General features: G+C 64.8%; 23 protein-coding genes. 10 read left to right on the plus strand and 13 right to left on the minus strand.

Annotated features, from left to right (window positions below; translation table 11 throughout):
- Nucleotides 1–186 precede the first annotated feature (186 nt).
- The 3 genes from AC1DS5_RS20885 to AC1DS5_RS20895 all read right to left on the minus strand — a co-directional run bounded on the left by AC1DS5_RS20885 (nucleotide 187) and on the right by AC1DS5_RS20895 (nucleotide 2,633).
- On the minus strand, nucleotides 187–1,170 hold the full coding sequence (locus AC1DS5_RS20885; RefSeq protein WP_477720175.1) for an amidohydrolase family protein: 984 nt from the start codon (nucleotides 1,168–1,170) through the stop codon (nucleotides 187–189).
- A gap of 59 nt (nucleotides 1,171–1,229) precedes the next feature.
- Nucleotides 1,230–1,919 carry a dienelactone hydrolase family protein gene (locus tag AC1DS5_RS20890; RefSeq protein ID WP_477720176.1) on the minus strand — a complete coding sequence of 230 codons (690 nt, stop codon included), beginning with the start codon at nucleotides 1,917–1,919 and terminating at the stop codon, nucleotides 1,230–1,232.
- Nucleotides 1,920–2,027: 108 nt separating this feature from the next.
- Nucleotides 2,028–2,633, minus strand: coding sequence for a DsbA family protein (locus AC1DS5_RS20895; RefSeq protein WP_477720177.1), 606 nt, complete (start codon nucleotides 2,631–2,633; stop codon nucleotides 2,028–2,030).
- Nucleotides 2,634–2,741: 108 nt separating this feature from the next.
- Between AC1DS5_RS20895 and AC1DS5_RS20900 the strand changes: the two genes are divergently transcribed.
- From AC1DS5_RS20900 to creC, 4 genes are all read left to right on the plus strand, one after another.
- Nucleotides 2,742–3,488, plus strand: a complete 747-nt coding sequence (locus AC1DS5_RS20900) for an SDR family oxidoreductase (RefSeq protein ID WP_477720178.1) — start codon at nucleotides 2,742–2,744, stop codon at nucleotides 3,486–3,488.
- Nucleotides 3,489–3,767: 279 nt separating this feature from the next.
- Nucleotides 3,768–4,400, plus strand: coding sequence for a MarC family protein (locus AC1DS5_RS20905; protein WP_477720251.1), 633 nt, complete (start codon nucleotides 3,768–3,770; stop codon nucleotides 4,398–4,400).
- Nucleotides 4,401–4,594: 194 nt separating this feature from the next.
- Nucleotides 4,595–5,293, plus strand: a complete 699-nt coding sequence (creB, locus tag AC1DS5_RS20910; RefSeq protein ID WP_477720179.1) for a two-component system response regulator CreB — start codon at nucleotides 4,595–4,597, stop codon at nucleotides 5,291–5,293.
- 1 nt (nucleotide 5,294) lies between these two features.
- Nucleotides 5,295–6,689 (plus strand): two-component system sensor histidine kinase CreC, encoded by a 1,395-nt coding sequence (creC, locus tag AC1DS5_RS20915; RefSeq protein WP_477720180.1) that lies wholly within the window; start codon nucleotides 5,295–5,297, stop codon nucleotides 6,687–6,689.
- Between the two features lie 14 nt (nucleotides 6,690–6,703).
- Here creC and creD read toward each other — a convergent pair whose 3' ends face one another.
- The 6 genes from creD to AC1DS5_RS20945 form a co-directional block, all read right to left on the minus strand.
- Nucleotides 6,704–8,080: a cell envelope integrity protein CreD gene (creD, locus tag AC1DS5_RS20920; protein ID WP_477720181.1), complete on the minus strand. Its 1,377-nt coding sequence runs from the start codon at nucleotides 8,078–8,080 to the stop codon at nucleotides 6,704–6,706.
- Nucleotides 8,081–8,398: 318 nt separating this feature from the next.
- Nucleotides 8,399–8,953, minus strand: coding sequence for a Crp/Fnr family transcriptional regulator (locus AC1DS5_RS20925; RefSeq protein ID WP_477720182.1), 555 nt, complete (start codon nucleotides 8,951–8,953; stop codon nucleotides 8,399–8,401).
- Between the two features lie 13 nt (nucleotides 8,954–8,966).
- A complete protein-coding gene (locus AC1DS5_RS20930; protein WP_477720183.1) occupies nucleotides 8,967–9,644 on the minus strand; it encodes an ABC-type transport auxiliary lipoprotein family protein in 678 nt (225 codons plus the stop codon).
- Nucleotides 9,645–9,688: 44 nt separating this feature from the next.
- Nucleotides 9,689–10,621, minus strand: coding sequence for an MlaD family protein (locus AC1DS5_RS20935; RefSeq protein ID WP_477720184.1), 933 nt, complete (start codon nucleotides 10,619–10,621; stop codon nucleotides 9,689–9,691).
- Between the two features lie 23 nt (nucleotides 10,622–10,644).
- Nucleotides 10,645–11,433: an ABC transporter ATP-binding protein gene (locus AC1DS5_RS20940; protein WP_477720185.1), complete on the minus strand. Its 789-nt coding sequence runs from the start codon at nucleotides 11,431–11,433 to the stop codon at nucleotides 10,645–10,647.
- Nucleotides 11,434–11,701: 268 nt separating this feature from the next.
- The gene (locus AC1DS5_RS20945) at nucleotides 11,702–12,847 is read right to left on the minus strand and encodes an MlaE family ABC transporter permease (protein WP_477720186.1); all 1,146 of its coding nucleotides are present in this window, start codon (nucleotides 12,845–12,847) and stop codon (nucleotides 11,702–11,704) included.
- A 303-nt stretch (nucleotides 12,848–13,150) separates the two neighbouring features.
- On the opposite strand from AC1DS5_RS20945, the gene AC1DS5_RS20950 reads away from it, so the two are divergent.
- From AC1DS5_RS20950 to AC1DS5_RS20960, 3 genes are all read left to right on the plus strand, one after another.
- The gene (locus tag AC1DS5_RS20950) at nucleotides 13,151–14,893 is read left to right on the plus strand and encodes a GMC family oxidoreductase (RefSeq protein WP_477720187.1); all 1,743 of its coding nucleotides are present in this window, start codon (nucleotides 13,151–13,153) and stop codon (nucleotides 14,891–14,893) included.
- 120 nt (nucleotides 14,894–15,013) lie between these two features.
- Nucleotides 15,014–17,272, plus strand: coding sequence for a response regulator (locus AC1DS5_RS20955; protein WP_477720188.1), 2,259 nt, complete (start codon nucleotides 15,014–15,016; stop codon nucleotides 17,270–17,272).
- A gap of 342 nt (nucleotides 17,273–17,614) precedes the next feature.
- Complete coding sequence (locus AC1DS5_RS20960; RefSeq protein WP_477720189.1) at nucleotides 17,615–18,373, plus strand: TSUP family transporter; 759 nt, start codon at nucleotides 17,615–17,617, stop codon at nucleotides 18,371–18,373.
- A gap of 70 nt (nucleotides 18,374–18,443) precedes the next feature.
- On the opposite strand, the gene mrdA is transcribed toward AC1DS5_RS20960, so the two are convergent.
- From mrdA to AC1DS5_RS20980, 4 genes are all read right to left on the minus strand, one after another.
- Nucleotides 18,444–20,522, minus strand: coding sequence for a penicillin-binding protein 2 (gene mrdA, locus AC1DS5_RS20965; RefSeq protein ID WP_477720190.1), 2,079 nt, complete (start codon nucleotides 20,520–20,522; stop codon nucleotides 18,444–18,446).
- 216 nt (nucleotides 20,523–20,738) lie between these two features.
- Nucleotides 20,739–21,257 (minus strand): rod shape-determining protein MreD, encoded by a 519-nt coding sequence (gene mreD / locus AC1DS5_RS20970; protein WP_477720191.1) that lies wholly within the window; start codon nucleotides 21,255–21,257, stop codon nucleotides 20,739–20,741.
- On the minus strand, nucleotides 21,254–22,177 hold the full coding sequence (gene mreC / locus AC1DS5_RS20975; protein ID WP_477720192.1) for a rod shape-determining protein MreC: 924 nt from the start codon (nucleotides 22,175–22,177) through the stop codon (nucleotides 21,254–21,256). Before mreC ends, mreD begins: the two co-directional genes overlap by 4 nt.
- A gap of 84 nt (nucleotides 22,178–22,261) precedes the next feature.
- A complete protein-coding gene (locus AC1DS5_RS20980; RefSeq protein WP_007872262.1) occupies nucleotides 22,262–23,305 on the minus strand; it encodes a rod shape-determining protein in 1,044 nt (347 codons plus the stop codon).
- Nucleotides 23,306–23,580: 275 nt separating this feature from the next.
- Between AC1DS5_RS20980 and gatC the strand changes: the two genes are divergently transcribed.
- Genes gatC through gatB form a run of 3 tightly spaced genes read left to right on the plus strand, consistent with a single transcriptional unit; the run spans nucleotide 23,581 to nucleotide 26,908 of the window.
- Complete coding sequence (gatC, locus tag AC1DS5_RS20985; RefSeq protein ID WP_477720193.1) at nucleotides 23,581–23,880, plus strand: Asp-tRNA(Asn)/Glu-tRNA(Gln) amidotransferase subunit GatC; 300 nt, start codon at nucleotides 23,581–23,583, stop codon at nucleotides 23,878–23,880.
- The gene (gene gatA / locus AC1DS5_RS20990) at nucleotides 23,877–25,412 is read left to right on the plus strand and encodes an Asp-tRNA(Asn)/Glu-tRNA(Gln) amidotransferase subunit GatA (protein ID WP_477720194.1); all 1,536 of its coding nucleotides are present in this window, start codon (nucleotides 23,877–23,879) and stop codon (nucleotides 25,410–25,412) included. The genes gatC and gatA overlap by 4 nt, the downstream gene beginning before the upstream one ends.
- Nucleotides 25,409–26,908: an Asp-tRNA(Asn)/Glu-tRNA(Gln) amidotransferase subunit GatB gene (gene gatB, locus AC1DS5_RS20995; RefSeq protein WP_477720195.1), complete on the plus strand. Its 1,500-nt coding sequence runs from the start codon at nucleotides 25,409–25,411 to the stop codon at nucleotides 26,906–26,908. The genes gatA and gatB overlap by 4 nt, the downstream gene beginning before the upstream one ends.
- Nucleotides 26,909–26,926 lie beyond the last annotated feature (18 nt).

Here is a 26,926-nt window from a genome sequence, read left to right on the forward strand (position 1 = left end):
CTGCGCCTGCGGTCTGGCGAAGCCAGTCCCGCGGCCCCTGCTTGAATGGTCTTGGCCCCCACACCCCCCCACTGCGTGTGGTTCGCTGCCCCCCCCGGGGGGGCGCTGCGCCTGCGGCCTGGCAAAGCCAGTTCCGCGGCCCCTGCTTGGTTGAAGAGTCCGCTGCGATCACGCACTTTCCGGGCACTATTTCTCCATGACGCTAAAAATTTCGGCCGCATTGCCCCAGGCAATCTTGCGCGCCACGTCGGCGGGCAGGTCGCCCAGCCAGACTCTGTATCCTTTCATTAAGTCGTCGTAATACAGCCAGCGCTGGTTGATCCAGGTGTCCGATCCGATCATGAAGCGGCCGGGATATTTGAGCAGCAGCGCGCGCCACTCGGCGCACAGTTTCCCGCCGTCACAGACCAGACCGGGGCGGTAAGACAGCTCACCCATGAGCTGCGGGTATCTGGCCAACAGCTCATCCACCCGCGCCACGGGCGGGCCGCCAATGCCGGTATGCGCCCAGATCAGCCGGGCTTCGGGTGCATGGGCCATCAGCAGGTCAATCGCCGTGTCGTCCACATGCGCAAGAACCGCCAGCCGGTGCTTCGCGGCAAACTGCATGAGCTTTTTGGCCACCGGCCCGTTGGTCTCCTTTGCGTTGGCGCTGTCATACAAATGGAATTCGCCAATGCCCTTGTAAGGCCCGGCCTGGTCGCCGGAAACACCGCGGGCAAATTCCGACCGCACCATCTCGTAAATCGATTCATCGCGGAACCAGTTGTCGTAGTCGGCGCGGTTGCGGTAAAGGCGGATGAAGGGCACGACCGTGACACCGGCCTGCCGGGTCTGCTCCAGCGCGGCCAGCGCCCGGGTGCCGTCATTAGGCCGCGAGTTGGCCACGATGGCCTTCACGCCGTTGCGCTTCATGCGGGCCAGCACATCGGCCGGGCCGTGCGGGCCGCTACACGAAGCCCCCACGCTTGTCGCTTCGCGTGCCTTCGGCGTTGCGCTGCCCCTTTCATGAGGAAAAGGGGCTGAACTTGCTTGGGGCGGCCCGGCGCTGCGTTCCCTGCAATTCCAGGCTTCCTCGTTGTAGTGCAGGTGGGCATCAAACAGCGGGCCGGCATAGTCAGCCGCATGGATTGGCGTGCTGAGCGCTACCAAACCAATCGCTGCGAACATGCACTTCAACAGGGCCCGAGGCCCCATCGACCGGCAACCCGCAACCGCCGGCATGGACGTCAGGCCAGCTTGGCGGCAAAAAAGGCCAGCGAACGCTCGCGCGCCAGGTTGGCCGCTGCCTCGTTGTAGGAGCCGCGCTGGTCGCAATTAAAGCCATGGTTGGCCGCGTACACATGCACTTCCACTTCCGGGTGCGCCTTGGTGAACGCGGCAATGCCTTCCATCGGGATCCAGTGGTCCTGGTCGCCGAAGTGCGCCATGACCGGGCACTGCGGCTGGCGCGCAATTTCGTCCTCGGCCGTGATGCCGCCGCCGTAATAGGCGACGGCCGCGCTCAGGCCCTTGAGCATGCAGGCGGCATGCCAGGTCAGCAGCCCGCCCCAGCAAAACCCGATGATGCCCACCTTGCCGCCGCTGGCCTGGGCCGCATGGTCAATCGCCGCCTGAATGTCTGGCAGCACCCCGGCGCCCGGCAGCGCGGCCACGGCGGTTTTCAACTCGAAGCCGGCCGTCATGTCGGCCTCGGTGTAGCCCAGATCCACGTCGGGTTTGACGCGCGCAAAGGTGGCCGGCGCCACCGCCAGGTAGCCCTGCGCCGCGAAGCGGTCGGCAACGGCCCGGATGTGCGAGTTGACGCCGAAGATTTCCTGCAGCACCACGACCGCGGCGCGGGGTGTGCCCTCGGGCTGTGCCACGTACGCCGGAACGGCGAAACCATCGGCAGACTTGAGTTCAATGAATTGGCCCATGAAATGCTTACTCCTCTGTTGGAAACCGGCGATGCCGGGATTGAAAATCGAAATCAGGCAATGGAACGGCAAGTTGAACGGCAAGGGGCCAGGTGCTGCCAGGTGGCCCTAGCCGGCCTTGAGCTTGCGCTCCACAAAATCGAGCCTATCCTGACCCCAGAACAGCTCTCCGTCAACCACATAGCTGGGCGCGCCGAACACGCCGGCGTCAATGGCCCGCCGCGTATTGGCCTCGTAATGCGCCTGCACGGCCGGGTCGCGGGACTGCTCCAGGCGCCCGGCATTCAAACCGCATTCGGCGAGCAGCTCGGCCAGCACTTGCGCATCGGCGATGTTGCGCTCGCGCACCCACACCGCGGTGAAGATCGCGCCGCCTATTGTCATGGCCGCATCGCTGCCGTCGTGCAGGTCCACCGCGATGATAAGGCGCGAGGCATCGTCCCCGGCCACCGGGAAGTACCGGGGCTTGAGGTTCAGCGGCATGCGCAGGTGGTCCGAGAAGCGCCGCAGCTCCAGCAGCCGGTAGGCCTGCCGCTGCGGAGCGCGCTCGCCCAGCGGCAGCCCGCCTGAAACGGGAAAAACCTTGCCGCCCAGGTCCACCGGCATCACGCGTACCGCCGCGCCGCTGGCACGGGCCATCTGCGCAAAGCGCTCATGCCCCAGGTAGGTCCATGGGCTCTGCGCCGAGAAGTAATAGTCCACTGATGAGCTCAAAACAGTCTCCGGTTGAAAGTGCGCGCCATCCGGCACCAATTAAAGTACATTGACCTGATTCAAGCCCGGTTTGTACACGGGATTGCCCTTTTTTGCAGGAGACAGGCCTTGTCCAAAGTTGTTCTGATTACCGGGGGCTCGCGCGGCATTGGCGCGGCAGCGGCCCTGCTGGCAGCCCGGCAGGGTTTTGCGGTTGCCGTCAACTACGCCAGCAATTCGATGGCGGCTGAGGCGGTGGTCCGGCAGATCCGCGAAGCCGGGGGCCAGGCCCTCAGCGTGCAGGCCGACGTGGCGAAGGAGCGCGAGGTGCTGGCCATGTTCGAAACGGTCGATGCCAAACTCGGCCGCCTGAACGCACTGGTCAACAACGCGGGCGTCGTGGACCAGACCACGCGGGTCGACGGCATCACGCTGGAACGCCTTCAGCGCATGTTTGAAATCAATGTGTTCGGCTCTTTTCTCTGTGCCCGCGAAGCGGTCAAACGCATGAGCACGCGTTATGGCGGCAGCGGTGGCAGCATCGTCAATGTGTCCAGTGCCGCCGCCCGGCTCGGCTCGCCGGGCCAGTATGTGGACTATGCATCGGCCAAGGGCGCCATCGATACCTTCACCCTTGGGCTGGCCAAGGAAGTCGCCGCTGAAGGCATCCGGGTTAACGCGGTTCGCCCGGGCGTCATCGAGACCGACATCCACGCCTCGGGCGGGCTGCCCAACCGCGCGCGCGACGTGGCGCCCCAGGTGCCGATGCAGCGCGCCGGCACTGCCCGGGAAGTGGCTGAATCGATCGTCTGGCTGCTGGGCGACCAGGCCAGCTACACCACGGGCGCCTTGCTTGACGTCGCCGGCGGCCGCTGATGGATGGCATGGCCCCCACGATTTCGCTTTGCGTAAGGCGCGAGGCCTTGCAGGCCGCGGCTCGCCAGACGCTTCGCCTCTGTCGCCTGTCCAAACCTGCTCAAGCAGGCTTGGAGCCGCAGGCTCCAGCCCCTCGGGGGCTAATTTCCCTAGGGGCGGCCCGTCGGGAAATTTGGCCCCCACGCTTGTCGCTTCGCGTACTTCGCTGCCCCCCGAGGGGGCTAATTTTCCTAGGGGCGGCCCGTCGGGAAATTGCATGGACTCTTTGAAAGAGCAATGATGGACTTCAAACCTTTGGTGACCCTGCTGGCCATCGTCAACCCGCTGGCCATCGTGCCGTTTTTCATTCACTACACCCAGGATTTTTCAAAGTCGCAGCGGCAGCGCACCATCGCCACGGCATCGTTCAGCGCCTTTGTCGTGATTGCCATCAGCGCCCTCGCGGGGCTGCAGATTCTCGAGTTCTTCAGCATCTCGCTGGCAAGCTTCCAGGTGGGCGGCGGCATGCTGCTGCTGATCAGTTCCATGAACATGCTCAATGCCCAGCCAGCCGAAGCCAAACCCAACACCCACGAGATGGAGGACGGAGCGGAAAAGGCGGCCAGGGGTGCCAGCATCGCCGTGGTGCCGCTGACCATCCCGCTGCTCACCGGCCCGGCCACCATGTCCACCGTGGTGATCTATGCGGAAAAGGCCAAGACGTTTTTCCAGCTCGGCACCCTGGTGGGCTACGGCGTGGTGATCGGCCTGGCGACGGCGTTGTGCTTTTCGCTGGCCGAACCGATTGCCCGCGTGCTGGGGAAAACCGGCATCAATGTCATGACACGCCTGATGGGACTGATACTGGCCGCGCTGGCCGTGGAAGTCATGGCCGACGGCCTGGGCAAGTTGTTCCCTGTGCTGCGCAGTTAAATGGCCCCCACGCTTTTCACTGCGTGTAATGCGCTGCCCCCCGAGGGGGCCGCTGCGCCTGCGGCCCGGCAAAGCCGGTTCCGCGGCCCCTGCTGGAGCAGAGCCCTGCGCAACCTTCCGGTCGCCCTGTATCGACGGATGAGGCGGCCCGGCGGAAAAACATTCTTTGCGGGGGCGATCCCGCTTTGCTGCGGATGACCAGCGCACGTATCCTGCTGGTCGAAGACGACCCCGCGATCGCCCGCTCCATCATTTACACCCTGGAACGCGACGGCCTCACCGTGACCCACAGCCTGCTGCTGGGCGACGCACGCACCCAGATCAGCCGGAGTCCGCCCGATGCGGTGATCCTTGACGTCGGCCTGCCCGACGGCAGCGGCCTGGATTTGTGCCGCGAGCTGCGGGCCGCCGGCAACCTGCCGGTGCTGATGCTCAGCGCCCAGGGTGAGGAAATCGACCGCGTGCTGGGGCTGGAGCTGGGCGCCGACGATTACGTGAGCAAGCCCTTCAGCCCGCGCGAGCTGCTGGCGCGCGTGCGCAGCCTGCTGCGGCGCGCGCGCATGCCGGCCCCCGCGCCAGCGCTGGCTGGCAATCCTTTCGAGATCGACACCGCGGGCCAGCGCGTGAGCCTGAACGGCCGCCCGCTCAACCTGACGCGCCGCGAGTTCGGCCTGCTAGCCGATTTGCTGCGTCACCGCGAACGCATTCGCTCGCGCGATGAGCTACTCAATGCGGTCTGGGGCACGGATTCGGACAGCACGGACCGCACGGTGGATACGCACATCAAAACCCTGCGCGCCAAGCTGCAGGAAGTGGCGCCGGAGCACGACTACATCGTGACCCACCGAGGCATGGGCTACAGCCTGGATATCAACCGCGCCAAAGGCAGCTGACATGCGCCTGGGCATACGCCTGCTGTTCGGTTTTTTCCTGGTCACCGGCCTGGCGGCGTTCTTCACGCTGCGCGTCTTCATGGCCGAAGTCAAACCCAGCGTGCGCGAAGTCATGGAAGACATGATGGTGGACACGGCCAATATCCTGGCCGAGCTGGCCGGCGACGACCTGGCGGCCGGCGCCATCGCGGACGGCCGCTTTGCCGGCCATGTGCGCAGCTATGCCAGGCGACCGATTGATGCGCAGATCTGGGGCCTGGCCAAGCAGTCGCTGGATTTCCGCGTGTACGTCACCGACGCGGACGGCAAGGTGGTGTTTGATTCCGAAAACGTGGCGACGGGCCAGGACTATTCACGCTGGCGCGACGTGGCCCGCACCCTGCGCGGCGAATACGGCGCGCGCGCCACCCGCGAGGTGCAGCAGGACGACCGCACGTCGGTGATGTATGTGGCAGCACCTGTGCAGAGCGACGGAAAAATCATAGGCGTGCTGACCGTCGCCAAGCCGATGTCCACCATCCAGGCCTTCATCGACCGGGCCGAGCGGAAGATTTTTCTGAGCGGCCTGCTGCTATTGGTGTTGTCGCTGGCCATCGGTGTGGCGGTGACGCTGTGGGTGGTGTGGAGCATTCGCAAGCTGCGCCACTATGCCAACGCCGTCGGACAGGGTGCCAAGCCCGCGGTGCCGCAAATACCGGGTGAGCTTGGCGAGCTGGCCATGGCAATCGATGCCATGCGCCTGAAGCTCGAGGGCCACGAGTACATAGAAGATTACGTGCGCGCCCTGACGCACGAGCTCAAAAGCCCGCTCGCCGCGATCCGCAGCGCAGGCGAGCTGCTGCAGGACGATCTGCCCGAACACGCGCGCCGCGAGTTTTCGGGGCAGGTACTGGCCCAGTCCAGCCGCATGCAGGCGCTGGTGGACCGCATGCTCGAGCTGACGAAGCTGGAGCAGCGCCATGCACAGGTAGAGCGCGAGCGCCTTCTTTGGGCCGGCGTCCTCAAGCCCTTTGAGGTGGCGGCCGGCGGCCGGGCCCAGCATGCCGTCAAAGTCGTAGTCAGCCCGGAACATGCCGGCGTGCATGCGGAGCCCGGCCTGCTGGGCCTGGCGCTGAGCAACCTGCTCGAAAACGCGCGCTCGTTCGCGCCCCAAGGCTCGACCATCACGCTGGAGGCCGGGCCGGACCGCATTGCCGTGCAGGACAGCGGCCCCGGCGTGGCGGACTACGCCCTGCCCCGCCTGGGCGAACGTTTTTTCTCGACAGTGCGCCCCGACGGCCACACCAAGGGCTCGGGTCTCGGGCTGGCCATCGTGCGGCAAATCATGCTGCTGCATGGCGGCCGCATGGTGGTGCGCAACACCCAACCCGGCTTGCGGGTCGAGCTGCATTTCTAGCCGGGCGGCGCCCATCAGCCTGCCACCTTCGCGGGTTCGGGCTTGGCGGGCTCCATCTGCTTGAAGCGCGCATACCAATCTACCCGGCGCGTCAGCATCATGACGGCGGCCAGCACGGCGAACAAGGCTACAGCGCCCAGCAACAGGGCCGTCTGCTCCATCCGTAGCAGCACAAACAGCATGCCGTACAGGGTGGCAATGCCCAAGCCAAAGGGCAGGCCGCGCGACCAGCGGCCCAGCATGTGGCTGGCGTAGTAGGTCAGCAGGAGTACGCAGGCGGCCGAGGCAATCGCGTAGGCGCTCTCAAACGGCATGTGCTCGGACAGGCTCACGAGCAGCAGGAAAAACATGCTCATCGCCGCACCGACCAGCAAATACTGGATGGGATGCACGCGCAGTGACTTCATGAACTCGAACAGCCCCACCGCTAGAAAAGTCAGGCCAATGAAGAGCAGACCGTATTTGGTGGCCCGGTCACTGAGCGCGTAGGTATTGGATGGATCGACAAAAGTCACGCTAAAGGCCTCCACGCAGGAGCCGTGGGCCGAGCCATCGCCATAAGACGGGCAGGCACCCTTGCGCTTGGCCGCATCCCTTTGCGTGACGTCCTGCTGCGCCGTGCTGGCCAGCGAGCTCACACGCCAGTTGGCCTCGAACCCTTCCGGTGTGATCTTGCGGTCCACCGGCAAAAATTGGCCGCCAAAACTCGGGTGCGGCCAGTTGGACGCGAGCTGCATCCGGGTATCGCCGCCCAGTGGCACCACCGAAATGCTTTCGGTACCCACCAGTTCCAGTTCGAGCTGTACCTGCAGTGGCAGGGCGCGCACCATGGCGGGCAGCAGCGACGCATGCACGCCGCGCGGGTAGCTGCCGTAGAACGTGCCCGGCTTAAGCGCCAGCACCTGGTCGCCAACCTTCACGCTGGCATGGCGAATGCCGCGCGCATCGGACACCGCCAGCATCAGCAGTGGTTGGCCGCAATTCATGCGCGAGCCTGCATGTTCAGCGACAGGTTTGAGCGCCTCCGTGTCGGTCCATTCGGCCACCAGGTCGGCCTTCAGGCTGAACACCTGCGTCGCATGCAGCCCGCGGGCGCGCGGCTCCAGCTTGCTGCTGCCCTTGAGGGTGAGCGAAGCCGGCGCAGCAACCAGCAGGAATTCGCGCCGCTCGCTGTGCACCTGCCTGTCGGAATTCCTGACCTCCCATTCCTCGGTGCAGGCCATGTGGATGAGCGGACCCGTCAACGTCTGCGGGCCGGCCAGGCTTTGGGCCACGCTCTGGATGGCGATCTGCCGGTGGTTCTGGCGGTCCTGCACCACGTCGCTGATTTTCAGCAACGCGAGGACCAGCAGTATCAGCACCAGGGCCAGTGCTGCGAATTTTTGTTTCATGACGTCCTTTCGTATTGACAACGAAAGGAAGTGTGCAAACCGCGTGTGAAGTCCAGATGAGGTGCCGCCCGCCTGCGTGAAGTCAATGTGAAGCCCCCACGCTCCCCCACTTCGTGTGGGTCGCTGCCCCCCGAGGGGGCCGCCCGCCTGCGGCCCGGCAAAGCCGGTTCCGCGGCTCATGCTGGGTTGAAGAGTTCTGTGGGCGCGACCAGTGGGGGTATTTCACCAGTGGGGGCCGCGGGTCCGGCTTCGCCGGCCCCAGGCGCCGCCCCCTTGAGGGGGGAACGGGCTACACGAAGTGAGCCCGGACGGGGGTGGTCATTTTTTTCTCAGCAGCTTGACCAGCTGGTTGCTGGTGTTGCGCAAGCGTTGCGCCATCAGCTGGGTGATTTTCACCAGCAGCTTGGCGCCCACGCCGGGGTGGTCGCGGATCAACCGGGCAATTTCATGGCGCCCCCACACGCCGGCCTCTACGGCTTCGATTGCGGTGCAGCTGGCGTAGCGCGGCTCGTTGTCGAGCATGGACATGTCACCCACGGCCGCGCCGCTGCGCACCACGGCCACCCGCGAGACCGAGGCCGGCGCACCTGCGTCCGCCGCATCGCCCTGCGGCTCGACGCGCTTGGTCACGTCGACGGTACCTTTGAGGATCAGCATCATCCAGTCACCCGACTCGCCCTCCCGGATCATCACCTGGCCAGGCTCGGCACGCACCAGCAGCATGGAGGCGCCCAGGATGTCGGCCTCCGCAGGGGTGAAGTCCTGCAGCAGCGGAGAATTCTGCAACAGGCCGGGGCCATAGGCGCTCAGCCGCTCGCAGCAGCCAAACACGTGCAGGCCGGCAGTGTCGAGTTGCTCTTGAAGTGTCTTCATGGATGCCGCTGATTTAGCGCGCGGGCGCCTGCTGCAACCACTGCTCCAGCTCCTCGATCGCCGCATCGGTGGCCGCCGTCAGCGCCCGCACGCCGCCGGGGGCATCCGCACTGGGCGCGGGACGCTGCACGATCACATGGCGCTGCGCCACCAGCTTTTCGCCGGCGGGCGTGACGTCCACCAGCGTGGCGCGCAGGCGAATCAGGCCGACACTGGCATCGGGTGCGGTGAAGAGGTGGCTGAACTCCTCCAGGTCCAGCCGCAGTAGCCGCGGAAGCACCGCGTTCTGGGTACGGTTAAGGGCCGCGCTCTCGCCGGCGTTGAACACCGCGCGGCGCTGGCTCAGCCGCTCGCGCAGGCGCTGGCGTATCAATTGTGCGGGCGGCATGCTCCAGCGCGCCTGGGAATAGGGGCGCAGCTGTTGCGCGTCCGCATAGGCCAGGCGGTAGAGCAGCGCCATGTTGTCCAGCGCGCCGCCACTGGTTCCGATGTCGTCGATCGCCAGCGGCGGCAAGGGCGCCTCGCGTGTGCCGGGATTCGTTGACAGCGCACCGGGCCCAAAGTCATACATGGTGGCGCGCGTTGGCTTGTCCGGCAGGGCCGAGCAGCCGCCCAGCGCCAAGGCCACAGCCACCGAACAAAAAAGATATTTCATCCAGTAAAACCGCCCGGCATCAGCTATTGAATTCATAGCATCTTGACGGGGTTTGTGATGGGATTTGAAAAAAATCAGCCTCATTTTTTTTCTCCGTTGACGGAAAATCCTGCCTCGCCGGGACCGGGCACCTGCGGGCCATTGCCGAAAATCAGGGACTGCGGGTTGTCGTCCACCGCGTTCACGGTGCGGCGCAACTGGCGCATGGCACGCGCGGCCTCATCAGCCACTTCACCCAGCTTGGGCAGCGTGGCGGCACCGAAGGTTTCCACGCCCGCGGCCAGGGCCGTCCCGCCTTCAGAGAGCTTGTCGAGCGCTCCGCCTTTTTCGCTCAAGCGGGTGGCTGTCGTGCTGACGTCGTCTGCGGCCGTCTTGACGGATTTCAGCGTGACGGTGGCGTCGCGTGACAGGCCCAACAAGGTCGCCACCGTGGGCTCAAGACCCTTGGCCACGCGGTTGAGGCTGCCGGCCGCCTCGCCGAGTTGCGTGATGGCAGAGGTCGCGGCGGCCTGGTTCTCGTCGGACAGCAGCTTGTTCAGGCGTGTGCTGGCCTGCTCCACCTGGTCAAAGATCACATCGCTTTGCTTGAGCAGCTTGTCCAGGCCGCCCGGCTTGAGCGGTATGCGTGGCGGGTCTTCGTCGTTGGGCACCAGGCGTTCCGGCGAAGAGTCATCGTCGTCGAGCTGAATAAACCCCAGTCCCGTCACGCCTTGGGAGGCCACCGTGGCAAACGTCGATTTCGTCACGGGCGCGCTGCGGTCTATGGACACACGGAGCAGCACATTGCCCTTGACCTTGTCGTCAAAGCCGATCAACTCGACCTTGCCGACCGGTACGCCGCGAAAACGCACCGCGGCCTGGGGCTGCAGGCCCGAGACGCTTTCGCCGGTACTCATTTCATACAGGTCACGCTGGGTGTTGTCGCGCGTGAGCCAGATTGCCAGCAACACCAGCAGGGCAGTAACCACCAGCACAAAGGCGCCGGCGGCCATGGCATGGGCTTTGTTTTCCATCTTGAAGACCTTTCTGGTTTGCGCTAGACCGTGAAGGGGTATTCGCGCAGCAGTTCCATCGCGCGCTGGCCCCTTTCGCCAAGAAAAAATTCGTGAATGAAAGGATGCGGGAAAGCCACCACTTCCCGCGGCACATCGTTCACGATGACACGCTGCTCGGCCAGCACGGCAATGCGGCTGCTGAGTTCAAACAGCGTATCGAGGTCGTGCGTGACCATCACCACGGTCAGCTCCATGTCCCGGTGCAGCGCGCGCAGCAAGGAGCAGAAACTGTCCGAGCTGTCGGGGTCCAGCCCCGCCGTGGGTTCGTCCAGCAGCAGCAGCGGTGGATCCATGATGAGGGCGCGGGCCAGCGCCACCCGCTTGACCATGCCGCCCGACAGGTCGCTGGGCATCTTGTCGGCCGTATCCGGGCTCAGGCCCACCATCTGCAGCTTGACCATGGCCGCTTCACGGATCAGTGCCAGCGGCAGGGTTTTGAGTTCGCGCAATGGGAAAGCGATGTTTTCGAGCACGGTGAAGGCCGAAAACAGCGCCCCCTGCTGGAACAGCATGCCGACACGCCGCGCCGCGCCGCGCTTGCCCAGTTCGGCGGCCGGTTTGCCCAGCACGGTGATCTCGCCACGCGTCGGCGTTTCGAGTCCCAGCATCTGCCGCAGCAACACCGTCTTGCCGGTGCCGGAGCCACCCACCAGCGACAGCACCTCGCCACGCACGACCGTCAAATCGAGGTCCTTGTGCACCACAGCTTTGCGGTCGCCGTTCTCAAAAACGGTCCACAGCTTTTTGATTTCAACGACAGCGTCAGTCATATCGAAACCCGTACCTGAAAAGTGATGGCGGCTCGCATCCGGGCGACAAGCGTGGGGGCTCTCCACCCCAGCCGGGGCCGCGGGACTGGCTTCGCCAGACCGCAGGCGCAGCGGCCCCCTCGGGGGGCAGCGCAGTACACGCAGTGACAAGCGTGGGGGCTCTCCACCCCAGCAGGGGCCGCGGGACTGGCTTTGCCAGACCGCAGGCGCAGCGGCCCCCTCGGGGGGCAGAGAGCTACACGCAGTGAGCGAACGTGGGGGCAATACTTCATATGCCCACGCTTTTAAACACGACCGCAAACAGCGCGTCCACCAGAATCACCACAGTGATCGACGTGACCACCGAGGCGGTGGTGCCCTGCCCCAGGCTCTCGGTATTGGGTTTGACACGCAGGCCGTAATGGCATCCCACCATGGCGATCAGCACGCCGAACACGACCGACTTGCCAGTGGCCAGCGTCAGGTTGGCGGCATCCACTGCCCGCGGCAGCGAGTTGATGAAGTACGAGGGCGTCACGCCCATGGAAATGTCGGCGGCCAGCATGCCGCCGAGCAGGGCGGCAATCGTGGTCCAGACGCTGATCAGCGGCATCACCACCGCCAATGCCAGCGCCCGCGGCATCACCAGCCGGAAGCCCCGGGCGATGCCCATGACCCGCATGGCATCGAGTTCTTCGGTCACGCGCATCACGCCAATCTGGGCGGTGATGGCGGAGCCGGAGCGCCCCGCAATAAGAATGGCCGCCAATACCGGCCCGAGTTCCCGGATCAGCGAGATGCCAAGAATGTTCACGATGTAGGCATCTGCTCCGAACTGGCGCAGCTGCTGCGAAATCAGGTAGGCCAGCACGACGCCGATCAGAAATCCCACCAGCGCGGTAATGGGCAGCGCCGTGGCGCCAATGTGGTACAGGTGACCCGAGAGGTCACGCCAGGGGCCCTCCCTCGGGTGCCGGACAAGCCGGATGATGTCGAGCAGCAACTGGCCCACCAGGCGCACCAGGCCCTTGCTGTGGTCGACCAGGCCCAGCGCCCGGTTGCCAAGCACCACCAGGAGGTCCTTCCAGTCGGACCCGCGTGGTTTTGGCGGGTCGACCGCGAATTTGGCCACGGTCTCCAGCACCGCGCGCTGGCTGGGTTCGACCTGCAGCTGTGCCGGCCAGTCGCGGCCCCAGTGATTCCACAGCACCTGCGCACCGAGGTGGTCGAGCTTGTCGACCAGGCTCAAATCCCAGCGGACGGCTGACGCCTCGCCAGAGGGCGCGGTATGGCGACGCAGGGTGTCGAACTGTGCTGTCAGGGCGTCCCACACCGGCTGGCCCGTGAGGCCCGACGCCGTCCACGCCCCGCGCACGACAAACAGCCGGCCTTCGGGCGTGTCCTGCTGTTCAATGCGGGGAGTGGATTCTTCCATAAGCATGAATGAGCCGGGACGCGGGCCGGCGACCTTTGCATATGCGTCCAGCGCAAAATTGTCATGGTAACTGCTGCCAATACCCATTCGGGCAGATGCGCACGGTCTGTCGCTCTGGTCCTACAGCAGGGTTGCCGCCACCGGGGCCAGCGGGTAATCCCCGCCGCGGGGCCGGCCAGCTTTTGCCACAATCTGAAGCTGGTCAGTTCTGCGTTAGGCAAGGCAGGCAGTATCCCCCGCTACCCCGCCCAAAACAAGTCACCCCACAGCCCCCACCGGGGCCGCAAGACCAGAAGCACACCCATGCAAGACGAGAACCAGGTTTTTGACTACATCATCATTGGCGCCGGCACGGCCGGTTGCCTGCTGGCCAACCGCCTGAGCGCCGACGCCTCCAAACGCGTGCTGCTGATCGAGGCCGGCCGCAAGGACGATTACCACTGGATCCACATTCCCGTGGGTTATCTGCACTGCATTGGCAACCCGCGTACCGACTGGCTGTACAACACCGAGCCGGACGCCGGCCTGAATGGCCGGGCGCTACGCTACCCGCGCGGAAAGACGCTGGGCGGCTGCTCGAGCATCAACGGCATGATTTACATGCGCGGCCAGGCACGCGACTATGACCAGTGGGCGGAACTGACCGGCGACAGCGCCTGGCGCTGGGACAACGCCCTGCCTCATTTCAAGCTGCATGAAGACTACTACAAGGGCGCGGACGCCATGCACGGCGCACGCGGCACCGCCCCCGAGCTGATGCAGGACAAGCTCAACCCCTACCAGAAGCTGCTGCGCCACCGCAATGCGGGCGGCGAATGGCGCATCGAAAAACAGCGGCTGCGCTGGGACATCCTGGATGCGTTTGCCGAGGCTGCTACCCAAGCCGGCATTCCGGCCACCCCGGACTTCAACCGGGGCGACAACGAAGGCGTGGGCTACTTCGAGGTCAACCAGAAAAACGGCTGGCGCTGGAACACCGCCAAGGCCTTCTTGCGGCCGGCCTGCTATGGCCGGCCCAATTTTGAACTCTGGACCAGCGCCCAGGTGTGCAAGCTGGTGATCGAGCCGCAGCCCGATGGCAGCCAGCGCTGTACCGGAGTCGAGGTGTGGACCGGGCAGGGGCGCATCACCGCGCTGGCCACCCGGGACTCGGAACACATGGGCGAAGTCATCCTGTGCGCCGGCAGCATCGGCTCGCCGCAAATTCTGCAGCTCTCGGGCATCGGCCCGGCCGCCCTGCTGCAGCAGCACGGCATTCCCGTGGTGCAGGACCTGCCCGGTGTCGGCGCCAACCTGCAGGACCACCTGCAGATCCGCTCGGTCTACAAGGTGCAGGCCCTGGAAGGCGGCAAACGCTGGGGCCTGTCGCTCAACACCATGGCCAACTCGCTGTGGGGCAAGGCCCGCATCGGGCTCGAATATGCGTTTCGCCAGACCGGTCCGATGAGCATGGCGCCGTCGCAACTGGGCGCCTTCACGCGTAGCTCGCCCGAGCATCCCTACCCGAACATCGAGTACCACGTGCAGCCGCTGTCGCTCGATGCCTTTGGCGAACCGTTGCACAATTTCAATGCCTTCACGGCGAGCGTGTGCAACCTCAACCCGACCAGCCGCGGCACCGTGCACATCAAGAGCGGCCATTTTGAGGACGCCCCGGCCATCGCCCCCAATTACCTGAGCACGGCGGAGGACCGCCAGGTGGCAGCGGACTCGCTGCGCGTGACGCGCCGCATTGTCAGCCAGAGCGCGCTGGCCAAATACCGGCCTGAAGAATTCAAGCCGGGCGTGCAGTTCCAGACCGACGAAGAACTTGCGCGGCTGGCCGGCGACATTGCCACCACCATCTTCCACCCGGTCGGCACCACCAAAATGGGCCGCAGCGACGACCCCCTCGCGGTGGTGGACTCGCACCTGCGGGTACGCGGCGTTCGTGGCCTGCGCGTCGTCGATGCCGGGGTGATGCCGCTGATCACCAGCGGAAATACCAACTCGCCCACGCTGATGATCGCGGAGAAGGCGGCGCAATGGATACGCGAAGGGGTGTGAATCCGCCGGGCGGGCGGCCGGGGGCATGGCTGGTTTGTCGCTGGTTTGTTCCATAAGCCGCGTTGGCGGGCAATAATGGACGCCAGCCCCCATTGAGCCCCCGCAACACCTCGATGCCCCATGCCCCACCGTCAACTTTCGCTGGAACTGGAGAAACTGCGGCAGCTTTACCTGTCCAGGTTGCCGCAGGAGGTGCAGCAGCTGCAGGGCGCGCTCAGCCAGTTCAGACAGCACGACGACACCGACGCACGCACCGACGCGCTGGCGCGGGCGCACAAGCTCACCGGCTCTGGCGGCACCTTTGGTTTTCCGCAGATCAGCGCGGCCGCCGGCGCGCTGGAGCAGGCGCTGGTGCGCTGCCAGGACACGGGGCTGGCACCCGGACCCGAGGACGCCGGCCTGCTGGACACCGGCCTGCAAGCGCTGCTGGCCGCGCTGGCGCTGGCGCAAGCCGGGCCCCCAGCGGCGGCTTCGCAGGCATCAAAACCCGCGCCAGACGCGCAGCCCCCTGCCCGCCTGATCGACATCATCGAACCCGATCCGGACGTGGCCGACGACCTGGTGCGCCAGCTGGGTCAATCGGGCTATCGCGGCCGGGTCTTTGACAGTCCCTCAAAGCTGGCCGCCAGCCCGGCCGGCAGCGCGGCAGCGGCCATCCTGGCCAACGTGAGCCTGCCCGAAGAGGAGGAACTCGTGCTGCGCGCGCTGGCCCGGCCCGGCCCCGGCGCTTCGGCGGGGGTGCCGTTGATCTTCATGGCGGGAAATACGGATTTCCAGGCCCGGCTGCGTGCCGTAAGGGCGGGCGGTGTCGGCTATTTGCCCCACCCACTGGATGTGCGTTCGCTGCTCGGTTTCCTGGACCGCATCACCTCCGACGAGCCGTCCAGGCCTTACCGCGTGCTGATCATCGAGGACGATGAACGTCTGGCCGGTTTTTATGCCGAGGTGCTGCAATCGGCCGGCATGGAAACCGCCATCGTGACCGATCCCACCACCGTGACGGGCCCGCTCACGGCGTTTCGTCCCGACCTCATCACCTGCGACATCTACATGCCCGACTGCAACGGCATGGAACTGGCCGCGCTGATTCGCCAGCAGGAGGAGTTTGTCCGCATCCCCATCGTCTTTCTTTCCACGGAGACCAGCCTGGACAAGCAGTCGCAGGCGCTCAAGCAGGGCGGCGACGACTTCATCATCAAGCCCGTCGAGCCCGCCAACCTGATCGCGGCGGCGCAAAGCCGGGCGCGTCGCTACCGCAGCCTGCTGGCCGCGGAAGACACGCTGCGCATCAGCGAAGAGCGTTTTCGCCTGGTCTTTGAAACCAGCCTGGACGGTTTCATCCAGACGCAGGCCGATGGCACCATTGTCTCGGCCAACCAGGCCGCCTGCAACATGTTTGGCATGACCGAGCAGGACTTGCGCCATGCCGGGCTCGCCGGCCTCGTGGACGACGCCGGCCCGCAGCTGCAGGACATGCGGAGCAGTCCCGGAAAATACCGGGGCGAGCTCATGTGCGTGCGTCGCAACGGCGTGAAATTTCCGGTCGAAATTTCAGCATCGCAGCACGTCAGCAGCCACGGCGATATCCAGGGCAGCATCATCTTGCGCGACATCACCGAGCGAAAGGTCGCCGAAGACAACATCATGCGGCTCAACACCGAACTCGAACAACGGGTGGAACGGCGAACCGCTGCGCTGACAGCGGCCAACCAGGAACTGCAGGCTTTTTCGCATTCGCTGGCCCACGACCTGCGGCAACCCTATATTGCCATCAATGGCCTGGCGAGCCTGCTGGAGCGGGAAATGGCGGCCCACCTGACAGCGCGCGGCAAGGATTACCTGAGCCGCATACGCGCCGGCGTCAGCCAGATGAACGACCGCACCGACAGCCTGCTGTCGCTGGCCCAGCTGTCGCAGGCGACGACCCGACCCGAAAAGGTGGACCTGGCGGCAATCTGCACCACCGTGCTGGCCACGCTTCAGGCCAAGGAGCCGGGGCGCCACGTTCAAACCGAGGTCGAGGCGCCGCTGGAAGCCGACGGCGATGCCAGCCTGCTCCAGCACCTGCTCGGGCATTTGCTCGGTAACGCCTGGAAGTTCACGTCCCGGCAGGCCAGCGCCCTCATCCGCGTCAGCAGCCAGCCCGACTCCGACGGGAAGACGGTTTACTGCATCGCGGACAACGGCGCCGGTTTTGAAATGGCCTATGTCGACAAGCTGTTTGGTGCCTTCCAGCGGTTGCATTCCCCTTCGGAGTTTTCAGGCGCCGGCATTGGCCTGGCGATGGCGCACCGCATCGTCACGCGGCACGGCGGACGGATCTGGGCCGAATCGGCGCCCGAGCAGGGTGCGCGCTTTTACTTCACGCTGGGCAGCTAAAGCGAAAGCGTCTTGGCGTGAAAAGACCGATGTCGCCCGAAAAGGTTCGGGAAACTCCTAATGCACTGTCTCAGTGCGCAGGCTATATTAAGGGTCTTGCTGACGAGCCCTGCTGCTCGCAACGCGAGGAGCCGAGGAGACACGAAGAGCAATTACAAAGCAAACAAACATTCCACAAGGTGTTTTTTTGACAAAGCGCTGGCAACCCCAGCGCTTTTTTTATGCCCGTTCGCCTGCCACTCGCTTTACCCAAAAGCCCCTGTGACCCATGATCCACTGTAGTCGTCAGCTATCAATTAAATAGCAACGAACCATTTCGGTGCGATGAGACAATCGGCAGTCATGGAATTGCTGATTGTTACCTGCGCATCCCTGCTGGCCGGTTTTGTGGATGCCATCGTCGGAGGCGGCGGCCTGATTCTGGTGCCCGCCCTGTTCGCCATCTTTCCCACCGCCCAGCCGGCCACGCTGTTTGGCGTCAACAAGGGGGCCTCCGTCTGGGGCACGGCGGTGGCCACCGTCCAGTTCGCGCGCCGGGTCGATATGCGCTGGGCGGCCCTGCTGCCGGCTGCAGCGGCCGGTTTTGCCGCCTCTTTGGCCGGCGCCTGGCTGGTGACCCTCATTTCGGCGGGCTTTTTGCGCAAGGCCCTGCCCCTCGTGCTGGTAGGGGTGCTGATCTACACGCTGGCCCGCAAGGATCTGGGGCGCCACCATACACCGCGCTTTACCGGCCGCGCCGAAACGGCAGCGACCTGCTGCATCGGGCTGGTGCTGGGCTTTTACGACGGGTTTTTTGGCCCCGGCACCGGCAGCTTCCTGGTATTTTTATTTGTGCGCTGGCTGGGCTACGACTTCCTGAATGCGGCGGCCTCCGCCAAGTTGCTCAATATCGCCACCAATCTGGCCGCGCTGGCGCTGTTTGCCTGGAAAGGCCATGTCTGGTGGCATTTCGCCCTGACCATGGCCGTGGCCAACGTGGTGGGCAGTTTGCTGGGCACCCGGCTGGCACTCCGGCATGGCGCCGGCTTTGTGCGCAGCATTTTTATTGTGGTGGTCAGCGCGCTGATTCTGAAGACAGCGTTTGATGCTTTTCTGAAATAGCACCCATGTAAGCACCCACATACTCGCGAGCGCAACAGGGCCGAACAGGGCCGGTCAGCCCCGCCGGATACTAGCGCGGCGGGATGCCCGGGGCCGACGCAGGCCTCGCCGCGGGCTTGCCAGCCACCGGCACCACGCCCTCGGTCTTGGCGACAGCAGCCGCCGCCGGCGCCTCCGCGCCGGGTGCGTCCGGCATCGCCGGCACACCGGCTACCGGCAAGGCCGCGATGTCGGCCGCGCGGCGCGGCTTGCCAATGGGGGCTGCGGCCAGCCCTTTTTGCACGGCAGCCATGTCCTCCTCGCTCGGGTACTGGCCCAGCAGCAGGTAGTCAAAGGCCCGGCGTGCAATGGGCGCGGCCGCACCGGCACCCCAGCCGGCGTTTTCCACGATCACCGCCAGTGCGATTTGGGGAGCTTCGGCGGGGGCCACGGCGATATACAGCGCATGGTCGCGCTGGTGCTCTTCCATCTTGGCGCTGTTGTACTTGCCTTTCGGGGCCCCCACGGCCTGGGCCGTGCCGGTTTTGCCGCCGCTCTGGTAGCCGGCGCCGGCAAATACCCTGGCCGAAGTCCCGCCCTGCACCACGCCGGCCAGCCCCTTGCGGATCACCGCCACGTTCTCGGGCTTGTAACCCAGGTCTTCAGGCGGCGCAACCGGCAGCGGGTGCATCACGCGCGTCACCGGGTCCTGCGTGCCGATGACCAGGCGCGGCTTGTATTTGATGCCGTTATTGGCCAGCACCGCCGTGGCCTGCGCCAGTTGCAGCATGGTGAAACTGTTGTAGCCCTGTCCAATGCCCAGCGAAATGGTTTCGCCGGCAAACCATTTCTGCTGTTCCGGCCTTTTGAAGTAGCTGCGCTTCCAGGCCTGGCTGGGCAGCACGCCACGCACTTCGCCATTGATGTCGATGCCGGTGATCTGGCCAAAGCCCAGCGGCTTCATGAAGTCGTGCATCGCATCCACGCCGATTTCGTTGGCCAGCGAGTAGAAGTAAACGTTGCTTGACTCCACAATCGCCCGGTGCATGTCCATGATGCCGCCCTTCTCATTCTCGGGGCTGCCAAACCGGCGGCCGCCGAACATGTAGAAACCGGGGTCGTTGATCAGGGTTCCGGGGGCCCGCGCGCCGAGCTGCAGAGCGGCCAAGGCCATGAACGGTTTATACGTGGAGCCCGGCGGGTAGGTGCCACGCAATGCCCGGTTGAGCAGCGGCTTGTCAATCGATTCGTTGAGGGCCTCCCAGCTCTCGGCGTCGATACCGTCGACAAAAAGGTTGGGGTCGAAGGTCGGCTTGCTCACAAACGCCAGCACGTCACCGGTTTTCGGGTCCAGCGCCACCAGCGCGCCGCGCCGGTCCCCGAACATGTCTTCCACCAGTTTCTGCAGCTTGATGTCGATGGACAGCATGACCGTGTCGCCGGGGATGGCCGGATTGCTGGCCAGCCGGCGCACGGCCCGCCCACCTGCGGAGGTCTCCACCTGCTCGACCCCCGTGATGCCGTGCAGCTGCTTTTCAAAACTCTGTTCCACACCAAGCTTGCCGATGTAGTCGGTGCCGCGGTAGTTGCCCTGGTCATCGCCTTCGTCGATGCGCTCTTTTTCGCTCTGGTTGATGCGGCCGATGTAGCCCACCACATGGCTGCCGAGCTCGCCGTACGGGTAGCTGCGGAACAGCCGCGCCTTGATGTCGACGCCCGGAAAGCGAAAACGCTGGGCGGCAAACCGGGCCACTTCCACATCGGTCAGGCGGGTGCGAATGGGCAGCGACTCAAAATTTTTGGCCTCTTCGCGCAGGCGCTTGAAGCGCCGCTTGTCGCGCAGCTGGATGTCCACCACCTTTTCCAGCGCCGCAATGGTTTCCTCCAGGTTCTCCACCTTGGAAGGCGTGATCTCCAGCGTATAGGCCGAGTAGTTGCTGGCCAGCACGACGCCGTTGCGGTCCAGGATCAGCCCACGGTTGGGCACGATGGGCACGATGGCCGTGCGGTTGCTTTCGGCCTGCTCGCTCAGGTCGGTGTGGCGGAACACCTGCAGGTAAACCAGCCGCGCCGCCAGCAGCGCAAAGGCGCAAAGCACGGCCAGGCTCGCAATCAGCACGCGCGCGCGAAAGCGGAACAGGTCGGCTTCGACGTTGCGCAGTTCAGTCATGGCAACGCAACTCTACGACCGCGGCAGAGTGCCCGCAAGCCGAACGATTCCCCCTATGGCGCACGCGGAATGCTCGCCCCCGGCCCGCCCAAAAGGCAATGCGAAGCAAGCCGACCCAAAGCCAGTCCGAGCCGCGGAACCGGCTTTGCCGGGCCGCAGGCGGGGCGGCCCCCTCGGGGGGCAGGGAGCTACACGAAGTGAGCGACCGTGGGGGCATCACAACGGCCGGTTCTCGTCCGGGTTCGGGGCGCGGCGTTGCGGCACCAGCAGCAAGATGCTGACGACGGGCCAGAGCAGGGCTTCGGCGAGCGGTGCCAGCAGCATGATCCAGCCCGGGAAAATGCCGCCGCCGATCATGCGGATGATCAGTTCCACGCCGTGGGCCACCGCAAACAGCGGCAACACCTGCACGGCCTGCGACGGCACGGAGAACCACAGCAGGCGGCGGTGAATCATGGCCGCAAAAAAGCTCAGCGCGGTGTAGGACAGCGCATGCTGCCCCAGCAGGGAAGACTGGTGCACGTCCATGGCCAGGCCAAACATGAATGCCAGGCCGATGCCCACGCGCAGCGGCTGGTGCACGTTCCAGAAGACCAGCACCAGCGCCATGAAGTCGGGCATCCAGGGCACGCGCCCCAGCGGCAGCATGTCCAGCAGCAAGGCCGCGATCAGGCTGAACCAGATGAATACCGGGTTGGCGGGCAGCAGCAGCTGCTGGCCGGAGCGCATGATCATTTGGCGGCTCCCTTCTTTTTGCCGGCGACTTGCGCTGCATCGGCCTCGGGCCGCGGCACTATCTGGCCCGAGACGGGCTTGACCACCATGACATGCCGCGCACCGGCCACCAGCGCCTGCGGCGTGCAGTAAATCTTGGCGAAAGCCGATTCGGCGCGCCGCTCAATCCGGGTGATGGTCGCTACCGGCAGGCCCGGCGGGTAGACGCCGTCGACCCCGCTGGTGGTCAGCATGTCGCCCTGTTGCACGTCGGAGTTGCTGCCCATGAAGCGCAGTTCCAGACCGCTGCCCCCCAGGACAGGGTCGCCATAGGCCACGCTGCGCGCGCCCGTCCGCACATTGAGCACGGGAATGGCCAGGTCGCGGTCCACCACGAGTGTGACTTCGCTCACCAGCGGGTGCACGCGGGTGACCTGACCCAGCACGCCGGACTCATCGACCACGGGCGAACCGAGGTCTACGCCCTGCGCCATGCCCTTGTCGATGATGACCTTGCGGGTGTAAGGATCCGCCGCGTCGTACAGCACCTCGGCGGCCACAACCTGGGTGGCGAGCTGCTCACGCAGGCCCAGCAGTTTGCGCAACCGGCTGTTCTCCTGCGTCAGCTGCTCCACCTGGCCGGCACGCAGCGATTGCAGGGCAAGTTTTTTGCGGGCGTCCTCGCTGCTGGACTGGGCCTGGTTCAGGCTGGTGAAATAGTCGCTGCCGCTCTTGACCGCGCGCACCGGCTGCAGTGCCAGCCACTGCACCGGGTAGAGTGCGGTAGCGAGCGCCGCGCGCACCGGCTGGGTGATGCGAAAGCGCGTGTCCGCCACCATCAGGAACAGCGACAACGCGCTGAAGAACATCAGCTTGGACAGCGCCGATGGCCCCTGCTTGAAAAAGGGCGGCGGGGATCTGTCTAGGGTTCCTAAGGGCATGGTGCGCTGTCAGGCTGGCCCTGCTTCATGCGATGTGCGTATGGGCGAAGGCGGGCTGGTGAAGGACGGCGGTCGGGTCGGGCTTTATTCCGAGGTGAAGATGGAACCCAGGCGATCCATGCGCTCCAGCGCAATGCCGCAACCACGCACCACGCAAGTGAGCGGATCTTCCGCCACCAGCACCGGCAGACCGGTTTCTTCGGCCAGCAGGCGGTCCAGGTCGCGCAGCAGGGCGCCACCGCCGGTCAGCATCATGCCGCGCTCGGCGATGTCCGCGCCCAGTTCGGGCGGTGTCTGTTCCAGCGCGTTTTTGACAGCGCTGACGATGTTGTTGAGCGGATCGGTCAGGGCTTCCAGGATTTCGTTGCTCGAAATGGTGAAGCTGCGCGGCACGCCTTCGGACAGGTTGCGGCCCTTGACTTCCATCTCCTTGACCTCGGAGCCAGGAAAGGCCGAGCCGATGCTTTTCTTGATGGCCTCGGCGGTGGGCTCGCCAATCAGCATGCCGTAGTTGCGGCGGATGTAGTTGATGATGGCCTCGTCGAAACGGTCGCCGCCGACGCGCACGCTGCCCTTGTAGACCATGCCGCCCAGCGAGATCACGCCGACTTCGGTGGTGCCGCCGCCGATGTCGACCACCATGGAGCCGCTGGCCTCGGAAACCGGCAGGCCCGCGCCAATCGCGGCGGCCATGGGTTCCTCAATCAGGTAGACGTCGCTGGCGCCGGCGCCCAGGGCGCTTTCACGAATGGCGCGGCGCTCGACCTGGGTCGAACCGCAGGGCACGCAGATGATGATGCGCGGGCTGGGCTTGAGCAGGCTGCGTGGGTGCACCATCTTGATGAACTGCTTGAGCATCTGCTCGGTCACCGTGAAGTCGGCAATCACGCCGTCCTTCATCGGGCGGATGGCTTCGATGTTGCCGGGCACCTTGCCCAGCATGGCCTTGGCCTCGTGGCCGACAGCCTGGATGGTTTTTTTGCCCTGGGGGCCGCCTTCATGGCGAATCGCCACCACGGAAGGCTCATCAAGCACAATGCCGCGGTCGCGTACAAAAATCAGGGTGTTGGCGGTACCGAGGTCAATCGCCAGGTCGGTAGAAAAATACCGACGGAATGCTTCAAACATATGCAGGAATCCGGTTGGTGCATGAGCAAACTGGGTTGCCCGATCGCTTTTTTATGATGAACCAAGTATGAGAAGTGGGGCCAAAGCTGTCCGAAAGCTTGTCTCCAGCACTCAAAAAGCGCCTACGGAGTGCATCCAGCCATGATTTCACACCAAAGGCGGGATAATAACGCATCCCCTGTGAATCAATGGCGCCGCTGCGGCGTTTTTTCAGCTTTACACCTCGTTTCCACCTGCGTCTTTTTGTTCCTTTCCCTGCACCTACCCACCACCTCATGGCACTGACATCCCAAGACATCGCACGCGTCGCCAACCTGGCGCGCCTGGAGTTGCGTCCCGAAGAAACCGAACACACCCTGAGCCAGCTCAACGGCTTTTTCGCGCTGGTGGAGCAAATGGCCGCCGTCAATACCCACGGCGTGGCACCACTGGCCCACCCTGCGGCGGTGATCGGTGAGGTGGCGCTGCGCCTGCGCGACGACATCGCCAGCGAGCCCAACCAGCGCGAGGCCAGCCAGGCCAGCGCCCCCGCCGTGGAACGCGGCCTGTTCCTCGTGCCCAAGGTGATCGAATGAGCGCCAGCGACCGCAACCCCGATTTGCACGACCTCGGCGTCGCCGAACTCGCCGCCAAACTGGCCGCCCGCGAGGTCTCCAGCGTCGAGGTGGCACAACATTTCCTTGCCCGCATCCAGCAGCATGAGAGCCTGGGTACCTTCCTCGCCACCAACCCGGACGTGTCGCTGGCGCAGGCCCGGGCCGCCGACGCACGGCTGGCCGCCGGTGAGCGCACGCCCTTGCTGGGCGTTCCGCTGGCGCACAAGGACGTGTTCGTCACCCGTGATTTCCCGACAACGGCCGGCTCAAAGATGCTGGCCGGCTACCGCAGCCCGTTTGATGCCACCGTGGTCAGCCGGCTCGGCGTCGCCTCCGGCGGCGCGGGCATGGTCACGCTGGGCAAGCTCAACTGCGACGAGTTCGCCATGGGCTCGGGCAACGACAACAGCGCCTATCAACCGGTGCATAACCCCTGGGACACGGCGCGCGTGCCCGGCGGCTCCTCGGGCGGCTCAGCCGCCGCCGTGGCGGCGCGGCTGGTACCGGCGGCCACCGGCACCGACACCGGTGGCTCCATCCGCCAGCCCGCCTCGCTCACCGGCATCACCGGCATCAAGCCCACCTATGGCCGCTGCTCACGCTATGGCATGGTGGCTTTTGCCTCCAGCCTGGACCAGGCCGGCCCGATGGCGCGCAGCGCACTCGATTGCGCCCTGCTGCTCTCGGCCATGGCCGGCCCCGACCCCGACCGCGATTCGACCTCGCTGGACCTCCCCGTCACCAACTACGCTACCGAATTAATAGCTACAGGCAACCGGGAGACAGTGCCTGAGCCATTAAAGGGCCTGAGAATCGGCCTGCCCGTCCAGTTTTTCGGCGCGGGCTGCTCCGCCGATGTGCTGAAGGCAGTTCGTGCTGCGCTGGCGGAATTTGAAAAACTGGGGGCCACGCTGGTCGACGTCAGCCTGCCGCTCACCGAGTTGTCCATTCCGGTGTACTACGTGATCGCGCCGGCGGAAGCCAGCAGCAACCTGAGCCGCTATGACGGCGTGCGGTACGGGCACCGGGCGGCCAGCTACAGCGACCTCACCGACATGTACAAAAAGTCGCGCTCCGAAGGCTTTGGCGACGAGGTGACGCGCCGCATCATGATCGGCACCTATGTGCTGTCGCACGGCTACTACGATGCCTATTACCTGAAGGCGCAAAAAATCCGCCGCCTGATTGCGCAGGATTTCCAGAAAGCCTTCACGCAATGCGACGTGATCGCCGGCCCGGTGTCGCCCACCGTGGCCTGGAAGATCGGTGAAAAATCCGACGACCCGGTGGCCAATTACCTGGCCGACATCTACACGCTGTCGTCCAGCCTGGCCGGCCTGCCCGGCATGAGCATTCCGGCGGGTCTGGGCGCACACGGCATGCCGGTGGGCCTGCAGCTGATCGGCAATTATTTCCAGGAAACCCAGCTGCTGGGCGCCGCCCACCATTTCCAGCTGGCCACCGACTGGCATCAAATGAAACCGGAAGACAAGGCAGGATTGTCGGCATGAGCAACATCGCAAGCACCCCCGCATCCTCGCTGGTGCAGGGCTACGAAGTCGTGATCGGCTTTGAAACCCACACCCAGCTGACCACGCAGTCGAAAATCTTCAGCCGCGCCTCCACCGCGTTTGGCGCTGAGCCCAATACGCAGGCCTCGGCCGTGGACTTCGCGCTGCCCGGCGCGCTGCCGGTGATGAACAAGGGCGCAGTGCAGCGCGCCATCGAGTTCGGTCTGGCCGTCAATGCGCACATTGCCGAGCAGAGCGTGTTCGCACGCAAAAACTACTTCTACCCCGACCTGCCCAAGGGCTACCAAATCAGCCAGTTCGAGATTCCCGTGGTGCAGGGAGGTGTCGTCGAGTTCTTCCTGGACGGTGAAAAGAAATCGGTGCGACTGGTGCGCGCCCATCTGGAAGAAGACGCCGGCAAGTCACTGCACGAAGACTTCATCGGCATGAGCGGCATTGATCTGAACCGCGCCGGCACGCCGCTGCTGGAGATCGTGACCGAACCCGACATGCGCTCGTCGGCCGAAGCCGTGGCGTATGCCAAAGAGCTGCACAAGATTGTGACCTGGATCGGCATTTGCGACGGCAACATGCAGGAAGGCAGCTTCCGCTGCGATGCCAATGTGTCGGTGCGCAAGCCCGGCGCCGAGCTGGGCACGCGCCGCGAGATCAAGAACCTGAACAGCTTCAAGTTCATGCAGCAGGCGATTGACTACGAAGTGCGCTGGCAGATCGGGCAGCTGGAAGACGGCCACGCGATCCAGCAAGCCACCGTGCTGTTTGACCCGGACACCGGCGAGACACGGGCCATGCGCACCAAGGAAGATGCGGCCGACTACCGCTACTTCCCCGACCCGGATTTGCCGCCGCTGGTGATTGGCCGGGACTGGGTGGAGCGCACGCGCGCCGAGATGAGCGAATTGCCGCGCGTGATGGCTGCACGCTTCGTCAAGGATTACGGCCTGCCTGAATACGACGCCACAGCTCTGACGCAAAGCAAGGCAACGGCGGCCTATTTCGAGATCGCCACCAAAGCGTGCGACCAACCCAAGTTGGTGAGCAACTGGATCATGGGTGAAGTTTCGCGCCGGTTAAATGCCGAAGGTATTGATATTGCCTCAGCGCCTGTCACTGCTTTGCAATTGGCGGTTCTGATCAAACATATTGAAAGCGGAACGCTCCTCGCTAGCAGTGCTAAGCACTTGTTTGATTTGTTTTGGACCGGCAAGCGCACGCTAATAGCCGGCTCCTTTGAAGAGATGGATAGACAAACGAGGGGCTTCATCGAATTAGAAGGCCTCAAGCCAATGAGCGACACCGGCGAGCTGGAAAAAATCATTGACGACGTGCTGGCGGCCAACGCCAAAAACGTCGAAGAGGTCAAAGCCGGCAATGCCAAGGCCTTCAATGCCCTGGTCGGCCAGGCCATGAAGGCCACCAAGGGCAAGGCCAACCCGGCACAGGTCAACGAGCTGCTGCGGAAAAAACTGGCGTGACGCCGGCGGGGCCGCCAT

This window comes from Polaromonas sp. P4_H1 (assembly GCF_056400945.1).

Coding starts and splice junctions, on each gene's coding strand:
- AC1DS5_RS20885 (WP_477720175.1), bottom strand. CDS start 1,170: ATGTTCGCAGCGATTGGTTTGGTAGCGCTCAGCACGCCAATCCATGCG.
- AC1DS5_RS20890 (WP_477720176.1), bottom strand. CDS start 1,919: ATGGGCCAATTCATTGAACTCAAGTCTGCCGATGGTTTCGCCGTTCCG.
- AC1DS5_RS20905 (WP_477720251.1), top strand. CDS start 3,768: ATGGACTTCAAACCTTTGGTGACCCTGCTGGCCATCGTCAACCCGCTG.
- creB (WP_477720179.1), top strand. CDS start 4,595: ATGACCAGCGCACGTATCCTGCTGGTCGAAGACGACCCCGCGATCGCC.
- creC (WP_477720180.1), top strand. CDS start 5,295: ATGCGCCTGGGCATACGCCTGCTGTTCGGTTTTTTCCTGGTCACCGGC.
- creD (WP_477720181.1), bottom strand. CDS start 8,080: ATGAAACAAAAATTCGCAGCACTGGCCCTGGTGCTGATACTGCTGGTC.
- AC1DS5_RS20925 (WP_477720182.1), bottom strand. CDS start 8,953: ATGAAGACACTTCAAGAGCAACTCGACACTGCCGGCCTGCACGTGTTT.
- AC1DS5_RS20930 (WP_477720183.1), bottom strand. CDS start 9,644: ATGAATTCAATAGCTGATGCCGGGCGGTTTTACTGGATGAAATATCTT.
- AC1DS5_RS20935 (WP_477720184.1), bottom strand. CDS start 10,621: ATGGAAAACAAAGCCCATGCCATGGCCGCCGGCGCCTTTGTGCTGGTG.
- AC1DS5_RS20940 (WP_477720185.1), bottom strand. CDS start 11,433: ATGACTGACGCTGTCGTTGAAATCAAAAAGCTGTGGACCGTTTTTGAG.
- AC1DS5_RS20945 (WP_477720186.1), bottom strand. CDS start 12,847: ATGGAAGAATCCACTCCCCGCATTGAACAGCAGGACACGCCCGAAGGC.
- AC1DS5_RS20950 (WP_477720187.1), top strand. CDS start 13,151: ATGCAAGACGAGAACCAGGTTTTTGACTACATCATCATTGGCGCCGGC.
- AC1DS5_RS20955 (WP_477720188.1), top strand. CDS start 15,014: ATGCCCCACCGTCAACTTTCGCTGGAACTGGAGAAACTGCGGCAGCTT.
- AC1DS5_RS20960 (WP_477720189.1), top strand. CDS start 17,615: ATGGAATTGCTGATTGTTACCTGCGCATCCCTGCTGGCCGGTTTTGTG.
- mrdA (WP_477720190.1), bottom strand. CDS start 20,522: ATGACTGAACTGCGCAACGTCGAAGCCGACCTGTTCCGCTTTCGCGCG.
- mreD (WP_477720191.1), bottom strand. CDS start 21,257: ATGATCATGCGCTCCGGCCAGCAGCTGCTGCTGCCCGCCAACCCGGTA.
- mreC (WP_477720192.1), bottom strand. CDS start 22,177: ATGCCCTTAGGAACCCTAGACAGATCCCCGCCGCCCTTTTTCAAGCAG.
- AC1DS5_RS20980 (WP_007872262.1), bottom strand. CDS start 23,305: ATGTTTGAAGCATTCCGTCGGTATTTTTCTACCGACCTGGCGATTGAC.
- gatC (WP_477720193.1), top strand. CDS start 23,581: ATGGCACTGACATCCCAAGACATCGCACGCGTCGCCAACCTGGCGCGC.
- gatA (WP_477720194.1), top strand. CDS start 23,877: ATGAGCGCCAGCGACCGCAACCCCGATTTGCACGACCTCGGCGTCGCC.
- gatB (WP_477720195.1), top strand. CDS start 25,409: ATGAGCAACATCGCAAGCACCCCCGCATCCTCGCTGGTGCAGGGCTAC.